Annotated in this window: 16 protein-coding genes; 8 read left to right on the forward strand and 8 right to left on the reverse strand. The window is 65.1% G+C overall.

The genetic code is table 11. The features are described from left to right. The first annotated feature begins 16 nt into the window (after positions 1 to 16). The 6 genes from OEY_RS0107935 to OEY_RS0107965 all read left to right on the forward strand — a co-directional run bounded on the left by OEY_RS0107935 (position 17) and on the right by OEY_RS0107965 (position 6,146). Positions 17 to 289: a WhiB family transcriptional regulator gene (locus tag OEY_RS0107935; protein ID WP_010593351.1), complete on the forward strand. Its 273-nt coding sequence runs from the start codon at positions 17 to 19 to the stop codon at positions 287 to 289. 148 nt (positions 290 to 437) lie between these two features. Next, positions 438 to 1,418 carry a quinone oxidoreductase family protein gene (locus tag OEY_RS0107940; protein WP_010593352.1) on the forward strand — a complete coding sequence of 327 codons (981 nt, stop codon included), beginning with the start codon at positions 438 to 440 and terminating at the stop codon, positions 1,416 to 1,418. 106 nt (positions 1,419 to 1,524) lie between these two features. Further along, positions 1,525 to 2,052 carry a MarR family winged helix-turn-helix transcriptional regulator gene (locus OEY_RS0107945; protein WP_010593353.1) on the forward strand — a complete coding sequence of 176 codons (528 nt, stop codon included), beginning with the start codon at positions 1,525 to 1,527 and terminating at the stop codon, positions 2,050 to 2,052. Between the two features lie 210 nt (positions 2,053 to 2,262). Then, a complete protein-coding gene (locus OEY_RS0107955) occupies positions 2,263 to 3,417 on the forward strand; it encodes an acyl-CoA dehydrogenase family protein (RefSeq protein WP_010593354.1) in 1,155 nt (384 codons plus the stop codon). A gap of 27 nt (positions 3,418 to 3,444) precedes the next feature. Continuing rightward, on the forward strand, positions 3,445 to 4,242 hold the full coding sequence (locus OEY_RS0107960; RefSeq protein ID WP_010593355.1) for an SDR family NAD(P)-dependent oxidoreductase: 798 nt from the start codon (positions 3,445 to 3,447) through the stop codon (positions 4,240 to 4,242). A gap of 236 nt (positions 4,243 to 4,478) precedes the next feature. Beyond that, positions 4,479 to 6,146, forward strand: a complete 1,668-nt coding sequence (locus OEY_RS0107965; RefSeq protein ID WP_010593356.1) for an AMP-binding protein — start codon at positions 4,479 to 4,481, stop codon at positions 6,144 to 6,146. 125 nt (positions 6,147 to 6,271) lie between these two features. On the opposite strand, the gene OEY_RS0107970 is transcribed toward OEY_RS0107965, so the two are convergent. Together OEY_RS0107970 and OEY_RS0107975 are read right to left on the reverse strand one after the other, a co-directional pair. Continuing rightward, positions 6,272 to 7,267, reverse strand: coding sequence for a helix-turn-helix transcriptional regulator (locus OEY_RS0107970; protein WP_234574738.1), 996 nt, complete (start codon positions 7,265 to 7,267; stop codon positions 6,272 to 6,274). Between the two features lie 149 nt (positions 7,268 to 7,416). Then, positions 7,417 to 8,574, reverse strand: a complete 1,158-nt coding sequence (locus OEY_RS0107975) for a LuxR C-terminal-related transcriptional regulator (protein WP_010593358.1) — start codon at positions 8,572 to 8,574, stop codon at positions 7,417 to 7,419. A gap of 265 nt (positions 8,575 to 8,839) precedes the next feature. On the opposite strand from OEY_RS0107975, the gene OEY_RS0107980 reads away from it, so the two are divergent. Continuing rightward, on the forward strand, positions 8,840 to 10,141 hold the full coding sequence (locus OEY_RS0107980) for an MFS transporter (protein WP_010593359.1): 1,302 nt from the start codon (positions 8,840 to 8,842) through the stop codon (positions 10,139 to 10,141). A 26-nt stretch (positions 10,142 to 10,167) separates the two neighbouring features. After that, positions 10,168 to 11,181 (forward strand): DUF7064 domain-containing protein, encoded by a 1,014-nt coding sequence (locus tag OEY_RS0107985; RefSeq protein WP_010593360.1) that lies wholly within the window; start codon positions 10,168 to 10,170, stop codon positions 11,179 to 11,181. A gap of 162 nt (positions 11,182 to 11,343) precedes the next feature. On the opposite strand, the gene OEY_RS28180 is transcribed toward OEY_RS0107985, so the two are convergent. The 6 genes from OEY_RS28180 to OEY_RS0108015 form a co-directional block, all read right to left on the reverse strand. Continuing rightward, entirely contained in the window at positions 11,344 to 12,447 is a 1,104-nt protein-coding gene (locus OEY_RS28180) for an acyl-CoA dehydrogenase family protein (RefSeq protein WP_325051603.1), read from the reverse strand. Between the two features lie 171 nt (positions 12,448 to 12,618). Further along, a complete protein-coding gene (locus OEY_RS0107995) occupies positions 12,619 to 14,277 on the reverse strand; it encodes an AMP-binding protein (protein ID WP_010593362.1) in 1,659 nt (552 codons plus the stop codon). Between the two features lie 236 nt (positions 14,278 to 14,513). Then, positions 14,514 to 15,314 carry an SDR family NAD(P)-dependent oxidoreductase gene (locus OEY_RS0108000; protein WP_010593363.1) on the reverse strand — a complete coding sequence of 267 codons (801 nt, stop codon included), beginning with the start codon at positions 15,312 to 15,314 and terminating at the stop codon, positions 14,514 to 14,516. Further along, the gene (locus OEY_RS0108005) at positions 15,314 to 16,267 is read right to left on the reverse strand and encodes an acyl-CoA dehydratase activase (RefSeq protein ID WP_010593364.1); all 954 of its coding nucleotides are present in this window, start codon (positions 16,265 to 16,267) and stop codon (positions 15,314 to 15,316) included. Before OEY_RS0108005 ends, OEY_RS0108000 begins: the two co-directional genes overlap by 1 nt. Before the next feature lie 30 nt (positions 16,268 to 16,297). Beyond that, positions 16,298 to 17,638, reverse strand: coding sequence for a 2-hydroxyacyl-CoA dehydratase subunit D (locus OEY_RS0108010; RefSeq protein ID WP_010593365.1), 1,341 nt, complete (start codon positions 17,636 to 17,638; stop codon positions 16,298 to 16,300). A 30-nt stretch (positions 17,639 to 17,668) separates the two neighbouring features. After that, positions 17,669 to 18,817 carry a 2-hydroxyacyl-CoA dehydratase subunit D gene (locus OEY_RS0108015; protein ID WP_010593366.1) on the reverse strand — a complete coding sequence of 383 codons (1,149 nt, stop codon included), beginning with the start codon at positions 18,815 to 18,817 and terminating at the stop codon, positions 17,669 to 17,671. Between the last annotated feature and the right edge of the window lie 32 nt (positions 18,818 to 18,849).

The raw sequence follows: 18,849 nt of genomic DNA on the forward strand, positions 1-18,849 counted from the left end.
GCCCCAGGGAGTGCTCATGACAGCCTCGGTCGTCGTCGCCGTCGCGGACTGGCAGCGGGACGGCCGCTGCCGGGATGCGGACCCCTCGCTGTTCTTCGGACCGGAGAACGAATCCGGTCACGAACGAGCGCTGCGCGAAACCGAGGCGAAGCGCGTGTGTCAGCCATGCCCCGTGCTTCTCCGATGTCGACAGCATGCACTGGCCCACTTCGAGCAGTACGGCATCTGGGGCGGCCTGACCGAGATCGACCGCAAGCGACACCGACGACCGCTGTGGAGATCCTCGTAGCCAGCGGGGGTGAGGCCGGAACGAACCGATCCCGACGGCGCCCACCGGCTCGTCCCTCGGATCGGCGCCGGTGAGGAGCGCGGCCTGCCCGTCGCCACAACGCAGGGGTGTGCAGTATCGTGCAAATGGTACGACCGAAAGGATCTTTATGGACGCCGTGGTGATGCAGGAGTTCGGGGGACCCGATGTCTTGAGGTGGCAGTCGGTCCCCGATCCGACAACCGGCCCGGGGTGGGTCACCGTCCGACTGAAGGCCGCCGCACTCAATTGGCACGACGTCCTGGTGCGACAGGGCAAATACTCGTCACCCCTGCCCCACATTCTCGGCGCGGACGGCGCGGGTATCCGCACGGACACCGGCGAGGACGTCCTCGTGCTCCCGTCGCTGTGGTGGGGCGATCGTGAAGCGGCCCCAGGGGCGCAGTGGGAGATCCTCGGGGATCACCAGCGCGGCACCTACGCCGAGTTGGTCCGAGTCCCGAAGGACTGCGTCGCTCCCAAGCCCCGCAACCTCACCTGGGAGCAGGCCGCTGCACTGCCCCTGGTCGGACTCACCACGTACCGCGCCCTGTTCACACGCGGCCGACTCCGCGCCGGCGAAAACATCCTGGTTCTCGGCGCCGGTGGCGGCGTCGCGACCATGGCCGTGATGCTCGCGGCCGCCGTGGGTGCGCGCGTCACCGTCACCTCCTCGTCCACCTCCAAGATCGCGCAGGCGCAAGAGCTCGGTGCGACGAACGGCGTGTTGTACACCGACCCGGCATGGCCGGACGCCGCGCGCCGACTCTCACCCCGCGGCCGGGGCTTCGATCTCGTCCTGGATTCCGTCGGGACGTGGGAACAGTCCGTCGCAGCATTGCGGCCGGGTGGTCGATTGGTCGTGCTGGGGGCATCACGCAGCGAACGCGCCACCCTCGACGTCCGCCCGTTCTACTTCGGGCAGTACGAACTGATCGGGACCACGATGGGCAGCCCGCACGACTTCAGGGGCCTGTTACGTCTGCTGGACGCCGAAACCGTTCCCCCACTGCCCATCAGCGCGGTGTTCCCTCTCGCCGAAGCGGCCGCCGCACACAAGCACCTCGAACAGGGAAGCGGGTTCGGGAAGATCGTTCTCTCGAACAGCTGAGAGCCGTTCGCACGCCGGCAGTCCATGCCCATGTCGCTATCATCGAATCCCGATACGACCGGCTGTCGGTCCGAGACGCGATTCGGCGACGACGAGAGGACGCGCAGTGGCGAGTGAACGGCCGGCCCCTGCCGACGACAGCCGCGACGTGATCGACTGGATGCGCGCCGAGTGGACGGAACGGCGGGATTCGGGCGAACTGGAATTCGCCACTACGATGGCCCTACTGCGTACGCACCAGTGGATCGTCCGCGCCATGGATCAGGAACTGCGCTCGCTCCGATTGTCACGCAACGCCTACCTCATTCTGACGTCGCTGCAACTCTCCGAGGACCGAACCCGCCCGCTCGGAAAGCTGAGCAAGTACCTCATGGTCCATCCCACCACGGTATCGATGGCCGTCGACCAACTCGAAAAGGCCGGCCTCGTCGAACGCCACGCTCATGCGACGGATCGCCGGACCGTTCTCGCCACTCTCACCCCAGCCGGCATGGACGTGGTCGAGGAAGCGAACGATCGACTCGCCGGCGCCCGGTTCGGTCTCGCCTCGGTCGACACCGAGACACTGGAATCCCTGATCGCACACCTGCAGCTCGTCCGCCGCGCCGTCGGCGACATCGAGACCGGCCACTGAGCGACTGAACCTTTCGCGGCAGTAGCAGTCGTGTGCCGCGCTTCTCCGGCTCCCGCCCCACACCCCTTGCCAGAACAACTCTATCGACCTACTATTCAAATCTAGAGTTCTTTCCCGGCAGGGAACAGGTCCACCCGCCTTCACATTGCGCGTCAACGCTTCCCTCGCCGTGATCACCCCCGATCGAATCACGCACAGGAGCACTCTCCGATGGTTTCCTTCGCATTCACCGACGAGCACGAGGAGTTCCGAAAGACGCTGACAGCGTTCAGCGACCGCGTTCTCCTCCCCGGCTACCGCGACCGAGCAGCATCGACGGACTTTCCCTTCGACATCCTGAAGAGACTCGGCGACATCGGCCTACTGGGCGTCGGGCTACCCGAGCAGTACGGCGGGACCGGCACCGAAGATCCGATTCTGCTCGGAATCGCCACCGAGACTCTCGCATACGGCGACGTGAACATGGCATCGGCTCCCGTACAGATCGGTCTGGTCGCCTCCCAGCTGGCGCTGTGCCGGGACGAGGTCCAGGAGCGTTACCTTCCACCACTGATTCGCGGCGAACAGACCGTCGCCATAGCCTTGACCGAGCCGGGGTCCGGATCCGACGCGAGCGCCCTTCGCACCACCGCCACCGCCGTGGCGGGCGGGTGGCGCCTGACCGGTGAGAAGACCGCGATCTCGTGGGCGATGAACGCCACCGCGGCACTCGTCTATGCCCGCGAGCCCGGATCGGAGCGGGCGCGGGGCGTCAGCTGCTTCGTCGTCCCGCTCGACGCGGACGGAGTCACCGTCAGCCACATGCCGGGCATGGGTTGCCTCCCGCTGGGCTGGGGAAGCATCCACCTGTCCGACGTCTTCGTCCCCGAATCGCATCTCGTCGGCGAACTCGGCAAAGGCTTCCACTCGGTCATGGAGCATTTCGACTTCAGCCGTGCCGCCCTCGGGCTGATGTGTCTCGGAGCCGCGAAGCAGAGCCTCGAGGAGGCCGCCGACTACGCCCGGCATCGGGAAACCTTCGGGCATCCTCTCTCCGAACACCAAGGCCTCGCATTCCAATTCGCAGAACACGCCACCTACCTCGAGGGTGCCCGCTGGATCTGCTATCGGGCGCTGTGGCTGCGGGAAACCGCTCAACCGCACACCGCCCTCGCGTCGATGAGCAAGTGGTGGCCGCCCGTCGTGGCCAAGAACGCGATCGAGTTCGCCATGCGGGTCCACGGAAACCTCGGTTACTCGACCGAATCACCTCTGCAGCAGAGATACCGCGACGTCACCGCCTACCTCGTCGCCGACGGCACGGCCGAGATCCAGAAGCGCGTCATCGCCAAGGACATCTTCGCCCGCGGCACGGTATCTCTCTGACCCACCACTCCCGAACGGAATACACGAATGAGCACGCCTGACATTGCAGCACCGAAGGAACTGAAGGACAGCAGCGCCCTGGTCGTGGGAGGCACAGCCGGAATCGGCCTGGCGACCGCCGTGGGCCTCGCCCAGTCCGGGGTACCGCGGATCATGATCGTCGGTCGCGGATCGGAACGTGGAGCTGCTGCCCGAGAACGTATCTCGTCCGCCAACTCGTCGTGCGACGTGACCTTCCTGTCCGCCGATGCGACCACCGTCGACGGCGCCGCGCACATCGCGTCCGAGGCCGAACGGGTCCTGGACGGCGTCGACATCCTGGTCTCCACGACAGCCGCCGACACCCGGCCGGAACTCTTCGCGAACATCCCCACCGACGACATCGCACGCATCTTCAACCAACTCGCACTGCCGTGCATGTACCTTGCGAGCGAAATCGTTCCGCACATGTCGGCAAGGAAGTCCGGGGTGATCATCAACGTCGCCTCGGATGCCGCGAAGACCGCCACGCCCGGCGAAGCGGTCATCGGAGCAGCCAAGGCGGCGATCGTCATGTTCACCCGAACCCTGGCTATCGAAGCCAAGCGCAACGGGATCCGAGTCAACGTCCTGACCCCGTCACTGGTCGCCGGAACCGGCTCGACCGAGCGGATCACCTCCGACGGATTCAGCGCCAAACTGTTCGCCAAGGCCGCCCAGCAGGCCCACCTCGGCGTCCCCGAATCCGAGGACCTGGCAGCACTCGCGGTCTTCCTCGCCTCCCCCGCCGCACGGCGGCTCACCGGACAGGCGATCAGCGTCAACGGGGGGATATCCGCGGCCTGAAAATTACCTCCGAAGCGAAGACCCGACCCTGTTTCACCATCAACCACGCCGCTGGGGGTAGGGCGCGTTTGCGCCACTCCCGGCCTCTCATCCCATCGGGGCAACTTCTTCCCCCTCGAGGCTGAGATCGCGTCCGAATCGTTCTCTTCCCCATTCCCGGTCGACATCATGGTTCGACTGACAACTTCGGCCCGCTTCCGCCCTGCGGAGGGGCACCTGAAAGCAAGGATCCGCACATGGACGTCGTGGAGCACAGACGGGCAATCCTTCCCGAGGACCGCTACAGCGCGAGCACTCTGCACGCGTTCCGCTCGAACGGCTACTGGCGTGACGAGAGCCTGACCGAACACGTCGACCGCTGGGCGGAGGTCGACCCGGGTTTCGTCGCCGTCACCGACGGCTATGCAGCGCTCACCCGCAGCGAACTTCGCGCACAGGCGTACCGACTGGCGGCGTCTCTGAGAAGACTCGGAATCTCCGCTGGCGACCGGGTGCAGGTGCAGCTGCCGAACTGGAACGAATTCGTCGTCATCTATGTGGCCGTGGCCCGGATCGGCGCCGTTCTGGTGCCGACGATGCCGGTTTACCGACATGACGAGGTGCGCTACGTCCTCGAGCACTCCGGTGCCAAGATCTCCTTCGTCACCGAGGAGTTTCGCAAGTTCCGCTATGCCGACATGTTGACCGACGTCCGTCGGGAAGTGCCCGGCCTCGAGCACGTCGTCGTCGTACGCGGGGCGGTAGGCGTCGGAGAGCTCTCGTTCGATTCGCTGATCGCCGGCAACCATGTGCCCGGTAACGACGAGCTCGGATCGCCACCGTCGGCCGATGCCGCCCACGCGATCATCTACACCTCCGGGACGGAATCACGTCCGAAAGGTTGCCAGCACACGTTCAACACCCTGTCCTTCACCGTTTACGGTCTCGGTCGTGAGGTGATGGGCCTGAATTCCGACGATGTGGTCTTCATGCCTTCCCCGGTGACGCATGCGACCGGGCTCGCCGTGGGCGTGGCGACACCGTTGATCCTCGGAAGCGGAATTCACCTTCTCGACGTGTGGGAGCCCAACGAGGGACTTCGACGTATCGCGGAGTACAGGACGACCGTCAGCATGGCCGCGACGCCGTTCCTCCAGATGGGGCTCGGGGCGATCGAGGCCGGCGCAGTTCACGACCTGAGCTCGATGCGACTCTGGGTGAGCGCCGGGGCCCCGATCCCGGAAACCCTACTGCGGAATTGGAAGGCGGCGCTCCCCGATTGCACCCTCCTTCCGGTGTACGGCAGCAGTGAGGGACTCCTGGTGACAGCCGTGCGCATCGACGATCCCGTCGAGAGGGTGCTCTCCTCCGACGGGCGGGCCTTCGACGGCGTCGATCTCGAGGTCCGCGACGAAGAGGGGACCGTCCTGCCGGCAGGCGAGGAAGGTCAGATCTTCTACGGAGGACCGGGCATCTTCCTCGGATACTGGCGTGATTCCGAGCGCACGGCCGCGTCGGTCGACGGCCGTGGGTTCCTCGCGTCCGGTGATCTCGGCCGCGTCGATGCGGACGGCTATCTCCGGGTCACGGGACGAATCAAGGACCTCATTATCCGTGGAGGCATGAACATTTCGGCACGGGAGGTGGAGGAGCACCTCTTGGCGCATCCGCGGATCGTCGCGGCAGCTGCGGTGTCGATGCCCGACGCCCGCCTCGGCGAGAAGGTGTGCGCCTTCATCGTCGTCAACGACTCCGCGCCGACTTTGGAGGAGGTGGCCGACTTCCTCCGGAACGAACGCAAGGCCATGATGCAGAAGATTCCGGAAAAGCTTGTGGTTGTGGATCAACTCCCTACCACCGCGACCGGAAAGATCCAGAAGTTCCTCCTCCGCAAGCAGGCAGCCGAATCGGTTACCGACGCCTGATCGGCTACCGCCGCCCGGGGCGGCTCATCGGGAGCCGGCCTCGGACGGCAGGCCACGAAGGAGTTGTGCACTTCGAGATCGCCGGCCACCGCGTATCTGTCCGTCAGCGAAAGGATTCGAGCTGCCTACCGCGAGCCTGTCATCTCAAGGTAGCGGTAGATGGCTTCGGACCGATTCATCGCGCCCAGTTTTCGGAGAATCTTCTTGACGTGTGTCTTCACCGTGAAGATGCTGATCACCAACTCCTCGGCGATGTCGGCGTTGGACGCACCCCGGACAACCAATGCGAAGACCTCACGTTCACGAGCAGTCAGAGAGCCGAGCGCCGGGATATCCAGGTCTTCGTTCGAGCCCCCCGCCGACGCGACGGCCCACCGAGTGGAGTTCTCGTCGACGAAATGCACATCGGCATGCTCGAGAAGCTCGGCTTCCCTGGCTTCCTGCTGCAATCGTTGGATTATCAGGTTCTTCTGTTCGCTGAGGCGATCGGCGAGCATCAGCCGTTCGAACAGCGTTCCGGAACTTCGCGCGAATTCGCCGACCACATCGCGTACCACCGCGTCCAACGCTTCACCGGTGGTGCGGCTTCCGTGCACGAGCCCGATCACACCGGTCGACACGGCGATCGGAGCCACCACGTACGAGCTCGAGGCGAGCATCTGCGCAGCCTCCTGCGTCGGTCCGACGTCGGTGCCCGAGCCGGCGAGTACCGCCGACCGTGTCTCCCAGGCCCTGCCCTCGGCCGATTCGGAGGTGAGGGGTAGGGCGTGCGGCAACTGGAGTACCTCCTCCGTCCTTGACGCGCTGTAGAGTTCGAGCGCTGTCCACGTTCCTTTGTGTACCTCGGACAACAGTATTCGGTCGAGGTGGGCGGTGTGCGCCACTTCTCGGCAGATGAGTTTGCGGAGACCGGCGACCGACTCGGCTCCGCGAAGACGACGGATCGCGCCGGCGAAGTCGTGGGGCGAGAACGCATGTACCGGTCCGGAATGCTCCGTGCGGATTCGCCGGCGCAAGTCCTGGAGGTCGACGATGAGGCGACCGAGTGCCCGTTGCCGCTCCGGGTCGAGGTCGGCAAGCGCGGCGAACGCAGATTCGGTGGCTTCGTCCAGCAGTGTCATTCGAGTGTCGAGTGAATCCGACCGAGTCGTGCAGGGACGCGGACCGACGCCGTAGGTGTTCCGGAGATGGTCGAGGAGGGCGATCACGGCGTGTGACAATTCGCGGTCGACGGCCGCCCGGGCGGCTCTTTGCCCCTGAGATTTCTCCTTCATCGCGGTCGTCGAGCCTGGCTCGAGTAGAGAGCAGCCGCGGCAGCGCGCGTAGGTGCGTGCAGCTTCTTGAGTACCGCTTTCACGTGCGATTTCACGGTGCCCTCGGAAATGACCAGTGCTCGGGCGATCTGGCTGTTCGTTGCTCCGGTGGCGAGATGGGAGAGGATCTCGCGTTCGCGGGGGGTAAGTACCGAGGCCAGTTCGACCACATGGTGGTCGTCGGGCTTGCCAACGGCACCGTCCGCCGGACCGTCGGCACGGCGGGAGAGAATCGCGTCGGCCTTCGAGATCCGATCGAGCATGGCCTGAGTTGCGTCGAACGACTTCTCGATCCGTGCACGCTGTAGTTGTAGCCGATGCTTCAGAACGGCCTGTTCGTAAATGATCGCCAGGATGGTTGCGAACGTGTCCAATCGGTCTCGATCCCCCGGGTCGAGCGCCTCGGTCGAGCCAGGACGATCGGCATGGAGCAGCCCGATGACCTTTCCCCCGGACATGACCGGCGCAGCGACGTACGCCGACGTCCGGGACGCACTGACCATCTCCCTGTGTGTGCGGTTGTCATCGGCCGGGGCCGCAACCAGCGCCGGAACCCGTCGACGTACCAGCTCGGTTTCCAGAGGTGCCTCCACCAACGAGAGTTCGGCGGAGTCTACGTAGTCGGAGAAGTCGAGGGGGGAGCCGTCGAGTTCGGGCCGCAGATAGAGGCGGCGCGGCTGCCACCGAGTGCCCGATACCGCGGAAATCAACGAGCGTGCGAACGGCAACGCGGTGCAGACGATCTCTGGAGCCGACTCGATGATCTCGCGCGGCGGAAGCTCCCGAAGTTGGAGTGCCGCGTCGTGCACCTCGACCACTTCGGCGACAGGACGAATCGCCTCGGCCTTGGCGAACTGCTCCTCGAGGTGTTCGATGCGGACGAGAACTCGACACGCGTCCTCGATGTCCGTTCCGGTCACCCGTCCCTCGGTCAGCGCCCTGGCGAGTCGACGCCGTGCCATGGCCAGCGACACCGACAGCGCGGAAGAGCGCATGTCGCAGGTTCGGTCGCCCAGCAGTTTGCCGGCCGTACCGAGGCACTCGGCGGCTCGCTCTACGAGATGCGTGAAGTCATCCGACTCACCTTCGTCTCGCATCCCGACCTCGTTGTCCACGGCACTCCCACCTCTTTGTGATTGAGATCACCGATCGATGGTACCCAGACGGGGACCTACAGTCCAATGGTATGACCCATCGCTCACGGGATCAAGCTGCGCCGCACGTGCAGCACGCTGTCGCCCCGCCCGCTCATCCGAACACTTTGGACTGTCCTTTACATTGGACTGTCCGTATGCTCTCATCGTGTGACGGAGACCACTCCTCGTGGATTCGTGCGCAGCATCGCCGCCCCGACCACCGATATCAATCACAGGAGCTTCCATGAGCGCAGTCGGCACGACTGGGTTGCAGGCGCCCTCGCGGCACTTGAACCGCTGGTGGTACGTCATCACCGGCTTTGTCACCCTGTTGTTCGGCACCAGCACGGTCAACGTTCTGTTCAACGTCCTCGGCAAGCCCATGACCGAGGAGTTCGGATGGGACCGCAGTGTCATCGCCAACGGCTTGTCCCTCGAGACGGTGATGGTCGGAGTCAGCATCGTCATCCTCGGCTTCCTCATCGACCGCTACGGTCCGAAGATGCCTTCGGTACCGATGGCCTTGGCGTTCGGAATCGGCCTCATGCTGATGTCCGCACTTCCGAACAACGAAATGCTCTTCTTTGCCCTCTGCATCGTGATCGGTGCCGGCGCGGGCGCCGTGAACCCGGTGGCGCACTCCACCGTGGTCAGCGCGTGGTTCCAGGATCGCCGTGGCATGGCGCTGGGCGTCCTCATGGCCGGTCTCGGCGCCTGCGGGGTACTGATGCCCTATCTCGCGAACTGGGTGTTGGGTATGGGCGGCTGGCGCGTCGCCTTCCTCGTCATCGGCGCCGTGTGCACCGTAATCCCGGCGTCGGTCTACGCATTCGTCACCCGGATGCCCGCCGAACACGATGCCGAGCGCACGGCCGCACGTCTGCAGGGCCGGATGGCCGGGGAGTCCCTCCTCACCGTGGCGCGGAAATATCGACAGTTCTGGCTGCTCTCCGTCGCGATCTTCGTGGTGTCCTCGGCCACCTTCGGTCTGATGTCGCAGGTCGTGCCGATGACCACCGACAAGGGCATCAGCCAGGGGACTGCCGTTTCCATCCTGTCCGTACTCAGCCTGGCGTCGATCTCCGCTCGTCTACTCGTCGGCTATCTGCTCGACCGGTTCTACGCTCCAGTCATCGGCTCGATCATCTTCGCTTTGTGCGCAGTCGGAGTCTTCCTCATGATCACCTCGTCGGAGATCGGCCTGCTCTTCGTGGGTTCCCTGCTGATCGGCCTGGGTTTGGGATCCGAGGGCGACCTCGCCGCCTACATGGTGAGCCGATACTTCCCCAAGCACTCGTACGGCCGCGTGCTGGGATTCATCTACTTCCTCTACGCCCAGGGCGCGGCATTCGGCATCTTCCTGCTCGGACAGATCTACGGCGCCACGGGCTCCTACCGTGCCGGCGCGATACCGATCATCGTGCTGGTCGGCATCGGCATCGCCTGCCTGCTGATGATGGGCTCCTACCGCTTCACCCTCGACCACAAGCAGGTCGACGCTGCTGATGAGGCCCAGGAGACAATGACATCACCGGTTTCCAACTGATAACCCGTCGACCAGAAGGAGCACGAATGACCGACGGATTCCACGACGCCTTGGTAACCCGGGCCACCCCGGACATGCCGGAGAAATTCTTCGACCGGTTCATGTTCAATCTTCATCCGGACGGCAGCACCGCACCGTCGGTGATCCTCGGTGCCGGAGTCTATCCGCCGCGCAACGTCGTAGACGGCTTCGTGGTGCTGACCACCGGGTCCGAGCAACGCAACCTCCGCTTCTCCACAGAGCACAACACCACCGACGCCGCGTCCGTCGGACCCCTGCGCTGGGAGACCGTCGCGGACAACACGGCGTGGCGAATCCAGCTCGACGAGAACAAAACCGGACTCGAACTCGACCTCCTCTGGCACGCCCGGGCGCCCTACTGGCTCGGGTCGGTGGATGTGGCGAACACCGACGGAAACGTCACCTCGTTCGACCACCTCTTCCAGCCCGGCCGCTACGAAGGCACGCTCACGTTGGACGGCACCACCACCGATGTCGCCGGATGGTACGGACTGCGGGACCGCTCCCGCGGAGTACGCACCATGTCCGGAGGCCAGGGCCTGCACATCTGGTACCAGGCCCAGTTCCCGGACCGCACGTTCGGATTCCTCCTCGTCGAGGGCCGAAACGGCGGACGGATCCTGCTGGAGGGCGCCGTCATGCACGACGACGGCCGACTCGACGACATCACCGGCGTCCGGCACAACCTGGCGTTCACGGCAGGCAACGACCTGACCAGCGGCACCGTGGAGATCGTGACCGCCGCCGGCGCGACCTACCGCCTCGACGCCGACGCCTCGGCCGGCGGTGGATACATGGCCGGTGGCGGTTACGGCGGACACCACGGAAAGGTTCGCGGTCGCGACTTCGAAGAGTTCGACGTCTATCCCCTCGACGGGACGGTGGGACCGACGACTCTCGACTCCGCCCTGACGGACCGATGCTGCACGTTCGGCTGGAACGGACAGACCGGATACGGCATTTTCGAATTCGCCCTGTCGCGGTCGTCGTCGTACGCCTACCGCCCCTCCTTGGCGTAACACGCCGAGCCCGTGACTACCCCTGCGCCTATCTGAGGGTGCAGGGGTAGCCCAGGGCGGAATCACGTTCAGACTCGAGCTCGCATCCGCACCATGAGATCGGCAGGCCCGGCCATTCGGGTCCCCCTTCGCCTGTCGGTAGGTGATGGACACTCGACGAACTCACTGTGTCGCGGGCGCGGGGCGGGCCGCTCCTCTCTGCCACGACGAGGCCGCGTCGCTGCCGCGCCTCTCGTAGGGAACGAAGTCGGTCCCATACTTCTCCCGCATGATGATGATCTTCTGGATCTGTGCCGTACCGTCGGCGATCTCGACGGACATCACATCACGCAGGCGTTGCTCGAACGGAAGTTCCTGCGAGTAACCGTAGTTGCCGTGCAGGAGGAGACATTCCTTGACCGCTGCGCTCGCGACGAGCGGGCCGTACCACTTCGCCATCGCCGCCTCGATGGTGTGGGGCAGACCGAGGGAGCGTTTCTCGAGCGCCGCGTAGCAGATCATCCGCGCCGCCTCGACCTTGGTGAGGTGTTCGGCCATGGGAAACGACACGCCCTCGAACTTCGCCGGCGGAGCACCGAACGCCGTGCGCCGGCGCACGTACTCGGCTGTCTCGTCGAGGGACGCCCGGGCCGCGCCGAGTCCGGTCAGTGCGAGCAGCGGCCGAGTGAAGTCGAACCCGTTCAGCACGCGGGAGAACGCACGGCCTTCGAGGCCGATCAGGTTCTCCGGTGGCACCTCGGCTCCGTCCAGATGCAGGACCCCGCGACCGAGGATGCCCCATCCCGTATCCGCAACCGTCGACGTGGCAATGCCACGCGCATCGAGCAGCACCAGGAACGTCGACACGCCGGCATCCTTGCCGTCCCGGATGGTCCGTGCGGCGAGGATGATCGCTTCCGCGTCGGCGAGCATGGTCACCGACGTCTTCTCGCCGGAAATGGCGTACCCATCTGCGGTAGCTCGCGCGACGGTCTTGATGTTGGCGGCGTCGGATCCGGTCTCGGGTTCCGTCGAGCCGAACGCGACGTACGTTTCACCCGCAATCAGGCGCGGCAGCCACGCCTCGGCGATCGTCTCGGATGCGTGGTGCCGGATCAACGTGCTCATCAGCATGACGGGGATCGTGATGTTGGCGACGTTGAAGTCCGCGTAGGCGAGTTCCTCGACGGCGACGCCGGCCGCAACAAAGTCCTCCCGCTCGAGAGGGTTGTACCCCTTCCCCGCGAGCAGACCGTTGAGTCCCAGGCCGGCGATCTCGCGATGCAGATCCCATGGGAACGTGGCGGATTCCGTGCACTCGAGATACCGGGTGCCGGGCGTTTCGCCGCGTAGGCCCGCACCGCGTCACGGATCCCGCGCACATCGGAGTTCAGCAACTGTGTCAAGGTGTGGTCCTTCCGCCGGTCACGGGTCGGTTCTCGGCCGCGGCGGACGTCGTCACGACACCAGATCGGCCGAGGACTGCTCGGCCGCGTCGCCCTCGGCCATCGGTGCCGCGGTCAGCGTCCCGGCGGCGATCTGTTCCTGCACACGGAACTTCTGGATCTTGCCCGACGGGGTCATGGGAAGGGACCGGGTGAAGTACCACAGGGCGGGCGTCTTGTGTGCGGCGAGCCTTTCGCGGAGCCAGGACTTCAGCTCCGCCGCGCTGGGGGGCGAGTCGGGGTCCTTCACCCGTACGACGGCGCCGATCTGTTCACCCCATTTCTCGTCCGGCACACCGATGATCGCCACCTCGGCGACGGCGGGATGCCGGTAGAGCAGTTCCTCGATCTCGCGGGGATAGATGTTGAGGCCGCCCCGGATGATCATCTCCTTGAGACGACCGGTGATCTGGAGGAACCCACGGCGGTCCATCACACCCAGATCGCCCATGCGCAGCCATCCGTCCGCATCGATGGTGGCGGCAGTTTCGTCGGGCATGTCCGAGTACCCGAGCATCACCTGGTAGCCGCGACAGCACACCTCGCCCTGCTCACCGACGGGAACGACCTCGTCGGAGAACGGATCGACGATCTTGACCTCGAGTTCCGGCAGCGGCTGTCCCACCGTGGTCGCCTGGTCGACGACATCGTCCGTGATCCGCGTCTGGCTGATCACTCCGTGCATCTCGCTTTGGCCAAACAGGATCGTGAAGTTGCAGTCGAGTTCCTGGGTCACCCGTTCGACGAGCGCCTCGGGTACTGCCGCCGCGCCGGACATGACGGTGTGGATGCTCGACAGGTCACGCGTGTGCCGGTCCGGGTGGTCGAGCAAAGCGATGAGCATCGTAGGCACCATCAACGAGTGGGTGCCCCGGCAGGTCTCGATCATCTCGAGCATCGCGGCCGGCTCGAAGGCCGGCAAGATCACGTAGGTTCCATGGACGGCGAACGTACCGAGCTCGGTGACGCCACCGCCCCCGATGTGGTACATCGGCATGGCATTGACACACACCAGCGGGTCTGTCCGGCCGGCCCGTTCGAACACGAACGCGGCCTCGTTGACAAGACCTTTGTGGTGCAGCAGTGCGCCTTTCGGGAATCCGGTGGTGCCCGAGGTGTACTGCAGTTGCACCGCGTCCGTCGGCGCGACGGCCGGGAACTGCGCGTTCGGATCACCCGTACGCACGAACTCGGCCCACTCGCTGCCGGACACCACTGTGTGCAGTCCGGGCAGAGTCGGCCGGACCTCGTCCAGAATCGCGGACAGATCCGCACCGCGATAGGACTCGCGGAAGAAGAGACCGGCTGCCTCGGACTGCCGCAGGATGTATTCGAGTTCGTGTGCGCGATACGCCGGATTGATGCCGACCAGCACCATGCCCGCCATCGCGATGGCCTGGTGCAGGATCACCCAGTCGGCACTGTTGGGCGCCCACACCGCGATCCGATCCCCGGGGGAGAAGCGTGTGAGCAACGCGTGGGCCGTCGATTCGGTGTCGGCGAGCAACTGGCGGTAGGTCCATTCTCTCCGGTCCGCCGGGTCGGCAACGCCGTCGACGAGCGCGACGCGGTCGGGAACGGTCGCGGCCCCCTCCCGAAGAAGATCACTGAACGTGATGTCTCGAATGCCCGTGCTCGTGGCCGCCGGCCAATAGGACATCTGTAGCGACATGGTGTGCTCCTGCTTTCGGCTGCGCGAGATGGAAGAAAGGAAGACTGCAGGGACCGACCAGGGCCCTGGACCGGGCACCCCGAATTGTAATCGCGGTCACACAAAATATAGTACGCGTCAGGTGCCTTCCGCTACAGATCTGTCAAACATTTTGGAAGACGACACCTCCGGGTCCATCCCCGAAGCACCTGAAGCCGGCCGAGGTTCCCACCTCGGCCGGCTTCTCGCGGCAACCACTATCCCGCGGAAATCCCCCCGTTCGGGCTGACCACCTGCCCGGTGATCCGCCGCGCCTGCGCACTACAGAGGAACAGCACGAGGTCGGCAACATCGCCCGGCTCCGCCACCCCCAACGACGCCAGCCGACTCGCCTTCTCGAACAGCTTCGCACTGAACGGCTCGGACATGACGCGATCGAAGCCACCGGTGTCGCGGATGAGCGACGGCGTCACGGCATTGACTCGGATGCCGTCCCTCTTGGCTTCCATTGCAAGGGTTTTGGAGAACATGACGATCGCTGCCATGGCCGCACCGATCACACTCTCGCCCGGCGTCGGGTGCTTCGCCGCATCGGAGGCAATGTTCACAATCACCCCGCCGCGCTGCTGTCGCATCGCGGGCAGGACGGCTCGGCACATGTTGATCGGACCGAGAGCCTGGCTCAACAGCACCCCCGGAATGTCCTCGGGGTCCATCTCGTGGAACAGTCGCGGGTTGAACGAACCCGTCGTGCTGTTGACGAGGATGTCGGCAGCACCCAGCGAATCCGCAAGTTCCGTCACAACCCGCACGGCCTCCCCCGGAACATTCACGTCGGCCGCAGCGAACAGACACCACACGCCGGGTGCGAGGGTCCGAATGTGCTGTGCCGCTTTCTCGCCACGTTCGACGTTGCGCCCCACCAGACCGATCCGCTGGACGCCCGCACGCACGAACCGACGCGCCACCTCGAGCCCGACACCACTCGTCCCCCCGACGATGTAGATCGTCGACTCGGCCGGTACCGGCACCCGGAACTCACTCGGTTCTCTCATCATCAATCGTTCCTCCGCAGATCGAGCATCACCGGTCGGCCGGCATGCGCATGATCACCGTCCAGGACACCGTCGCAGCTCGCACAGTGCTGACCACCGCCCGGACTTCGCGATGCCATGTTCGTCTCCGTCGCGGCATCGCGAGCGGGCAGGGCTGTTCGGGCGCCGCGATACTCGTCGCGTGCAAGCAGCCCCGCGCCGTAGGCACCGGCGATCTGCGGCTGGTCGAGCACCTCGATCGGATGTCTCAACGCCTGCGATACACACCGGATCGCAGCCGGGTTCTTGGCCACACCGCCGGTCATCACCGCCGGTGTGGCCCTGCCGACTTGACCGACCAGCCCCAGGGTGCGCGCCGCAACCGCACGGTGCACGGACGCGGCGATGTCGGCCTTGTCCTGCCCCTGTGCGAGCAGGGAAATCACCTCGGTTTCGGCGAATGTGGCACACATACTGCTGACCTCGAGGCCGTCGGCACCGGCGAGCGCAAGATCCCCCACCGCATCGATGTCGATCTCGAGCGCGCGGGCCAGCACATCGAAGAATCGACCCGTTCCGCTCGCGCAACGGTCGTTCATGGCGAAACGTTCCACCAATCCGTCGTCGTCGACGATGATCGCCTTGCTGTCCTGGCCGCCGATGTCGATGACGAGCCGGACCCCCGGACGCAGTGCTGCCGCGCCGCGCGCATGGCAGGTGATCTCGGTGAAGGTGCGGTCGGCGCCCGGAACCAATCGGCGGCCGTACCCGGTGCTCACTGTCCATCGAATGGCCTCGCGTGGCACTCCTGCCGCGACGGCGGCACCCTCGATCGCACGGGTGACAGCTTCGCGGCTCACAGCGCCCATCTGCACGACATCCGTCCCGCACAACGCACCGTCCTGATCGACGACGGCAGCCTTCGCGGTCGTCGATCCCAGATCGACGCCCATGACGAACCACTTGTCGGTACTCATCGCACTCGTCTCTTCCGGTACGGTATCGCGCTAGACCGCGGACCTCATCCGCTGCACATCGATCGCCTCCAGCATCGCTTCGAGGCGGCTGTCGAACAACTCGTCGTTGTAGAACGATGCGTCGGCAACGTCCCCCTCGAAGAAGAACGACTTGACTCCTCGCCCGGTCTCGGCGGCCCGGGCGAGCATCGACTGCGGGTTGGTCATCGCCCGGCAGGTCCGGGTGGAGTGGAAGGCGATGCCGTCGATCGCATATTCGTCGAGACGACGCAACAACAGCTCCTGCAGGTTCTTCAGCCCGTGGTTGAGCGGGCAGAGCAGGTAGTGTTGCGCCATACCGAGCAGCGGATTGTCGACGTCGATGAGTTGTGGTTCCTGCCAGAAGGATTCGTGGGTGTACCGGCCTGCCACCACGGCCACGTCGTACTCGGCGAACTTCCTGGTCAGGAATCCGAGTTTGTTCCAGTTCATGATCCCGTCGAAGTAGACCCGGTAGCGCTCGTTCTCCACGGCGCTGACACCGTCGGCGATCCGCTGTTCGATCTCGGTCTTCACCCCGGCGAAGTAGTCCACGAGATCCTGGTTGCCAGGCAGGAAGTTGATCGGCGCGATGCTCGCCACCCAGTCCCAGTAGGTCGCCGGGGTCGGCGCCTGCCGGCAAAGTTCCATACCTTCGAGACGCAACTCCGAAGCTCGCTTGATGTATGACATGCTCTCGCTGAGCGCATCCCAGTCGAACGGCCGGCCGGTCTGGTACTCCAGGAAGTCGACCAGCTCCCGGAGCTGGCCCTCGACGTACTTGCCGACCTCGACCCACTCCTCCCCGCGCATGTATCCCGCGTCGGGTTTGTTGCCCCACAGCATCGGGAGCGAGACGTTGAACAGAGGCAACTTGCGGTCGAACACTCGGTACGTCATGGCGTCCCACTGCTGTCCGGTGCTGCAGCCGGCATATCCGTTCACGAAGAAGTCCGGAGCGGGCAGCTTGCTCGCGAGCTCCTGCTGATCGGTCAGGCCCACGACGCCGGTCTCGCTCCGCCCGCTGTTCTGATGCGTCAGCACGGCGCAGCCGAGGTGCGTGCGGGCGTACGAGCACAGCTCGTTGATGTAGCCGTACTCGGCCCCGGCGGCCTGAGCCGGACCCTCGAGATGCTGGGCGGCCAGTCGTGCAGCGAACGCCTCACCGTGGCACCATTCGAGGCCGGCCGCCTGGAAGAGCGGGTTCAACGCTGCGCCGTTGTACCAGACGACGTGCTTACCGCGCTCCTTCGCGGTGAAAATGTTTTCCCAGTAGTCGGCGACCAGCTTGCCGCCGACGCGGGTACTGGACAGACGGTGGGCCTTGTCCTTGCGCGGTTGTGCAACAGTCATCACGATCTCCCTCGGGTGGTCGAGCAGGTTTCAGGACAGCACCGGCGCGGGGAGCCGGCGGATTCGCTCCACAAAGGTCTCGACCCGGGTCCGGAGTGTTTCCACAGGATTGCCCTCGTGTTCGGTTTCGATGAGGAGCACGGGGGTTCGGTTACTCTCCAGCGCTTTCCGCAGTTCCGGGTAGTAGAGCATGTGAGGTTCGCAGAACTTCGCCATCATCACGATCACGCCGTTCGCGTTGCTTCGAGCGAGTTCGTCGATCAGGTATCGGTCCCAGTCGACCTGAGTGGTCACTCGGGTGGGGCATGGGGCGTTGAGGTTTCGCTCCAGATACCAGGTCGACAGCGCCTCGAACGGATCACCGTTCTCGGGCACATCGGTGGAGATGTAGCGGTATCCGGTGTACAGGTCGTCGTCGACCACGATCACCCCGGTCTCCTCGATCACGTCCAGCAGTTCGGGCCGCGGGGCGTGGCAGAAGTGGCCGGACAGATAGAGCCTGACCACGTCGGGCTGCGCTTCCGCAGCCGGCTCGATCGCGTCGAGAAGGCGCTCGAGGGCAGCGGTGTGTTCGACGATGTCCATCACCATGCTCGACTTCACCAGCACCTGCATTTCGCTTGCGGTGATGCGGAGCCGGCCGGAGCGACGCAGCTCATAGAACTCGCGCAGCAGACGCCGGTTGGCGTTGAACATCCGAATGCTGGCGGTCAAGGTATCGGAAGTGATCGAAACACCCAGGGCGGCTTCGATCTCGGTGGTGAGTTCGCCGATGCGACCCGCCACCCGCGGTCTTGTCCACGTATCGTCCATGGCGCTGGTGAGCTGGGCGAAGTGCACAGGTTTCTCGGGTCGCGCCCATCGGATCACGTCCACCGCGCCGAGCAATTGCACGCAGTGGTCCGCCGCCACGAAGGCGTCGAAGACGTCGAGCTGACCGAGCGCCGCCTGATCGGCGACACTGCGGGTGTATCCGCAGTAGAACTCGGCGAGCAGGTTGCGGCCTTCGGTGATCGGGGTCCGGTTCTCCTGGATGAGCACCGGAAGGGCGCCGGCGGCGTGCACGAGTTCGGAGGGAAAGTTCATCGGGAAGGAACCGATCAAGCTGCGGCCATGGGTCGCCTTCCATGTCTGCGCGTAGGTGACCGGATCGTCGGCCGCGGCGCGCAGCGTCGCCATCAGTTCTGGACTGAGTCTGTTCACGTTTCGCC

Source organism: Rhodococcus sp. P14 (assembly GCF_000256505.1).
In the GTDB taxonomy this organism is placed as follows: domain Bacteria; phylum Actinomycetota; class Actinomycetes; order Mycobacteriales; family Mycobacteriaceae; genus Rhodococcus; species Rhodococcus ruber.

What these genes read in the sequence shown, in the direction of transcription:
- OEY_RS0107935 (WP_010593351.1), top strand. Translation starts at nt 17, where the DNA reads ATGACAGCCTCGGTCGTCGTCGCCGTCGCGGACTGGCAGCGGGACGGC.
- OEY_RS0107940 (WP_010593352.1), top strand. Translation starts at nt 438, where the DNA reads ATGGACGCCGTGGTGATGCAGGAGTTCGGGGGACCCGATGTCTTGAGG.
- OEY_RS0107955 (WP_010593354.1), top strand. Translation starts at nt 2,263, where the DNA reads ATGGTTTCCTTCGCATTCACCGACGAGCACGAGGAGTTCCGAAAGACG.
- OEY_RS0107960 (WP_010593355.1), top strand. Translation starts at nt 3,445, where the DNA reads ATGAGCACGCCTGACATTGCAGCACCGAAGGAACTGAAGGACAGCAGC.
- OEY_RS0107965 (WP_010593356.1), top strand. Translation starts at nt 4,479, where the DNA reads ATGGACGTCGTGGAGCACAGACGGGCAATCCTTCCCGAGGACCGCTAC.
- OEY_RS0107970 (WP_234574738.1), bottom strand. Translation starts at nt 7,267, where the DNA reads ATGACACTGCTGGACGAAGCCACCGAATCTGCGTTCGCCGCGCTTGCC.
- OEY_RS0107980 (WP_010593359.1), top strand. Translation starts at nt 8,840, where the DNA reads ATGAGCGCAGTCGGCACGACTGGGTTGCAGGCGCCCTCGCGGCACTTG.
- OEY_RS0107985 (WP_010593360.1), top strand. Translation starts at nt 10,168, where the DNA reads ATGACCGACGGATTCCACGACGCCTTGGTAACCCGGGCCACCCCGGAC.
- OEY_RS0107995 (WP_010593362.1), bottom strand. Translation starts at nt 14,277, where the DNA reads ATGTCGCTACAGATGTCCTATTGGCCGGCGGCCACGAGCACGGGCATT.
- OEY_RS0108000 (WP_010593363.1), bottom strand. Translation starts at nt 15,314, where the DNA reads ATGATGAGAGAACCGAGTGAGTTCCGGGTGCCGGTACCGGCCGAGTCG.
- OEY_RS0108005 (WP_010593364.1), bottom strand. Translation starts at nt 16,267, where the DNA reads ATGAGTACCGACAAGTGGTTCGTCATGGGCGTCGATCTGGGATCGACG.
- OEY_RS0108010 (WP_010593365.1), bottom strand. Translation starts at nt 17,638, where the DNA reads ATGACTGTTGCACAACCGCGCAAGGACAAGGCCCACCGTCTGTCCAGT.
- OEY_RS0108015 (WP_010593366.1), bottom strand. Translation starts at nt 18,817, where the DNA reads ATGGCGACGCTGCGCGCCGCGGCCGACGATCCGGTCACCTACGCGCAG.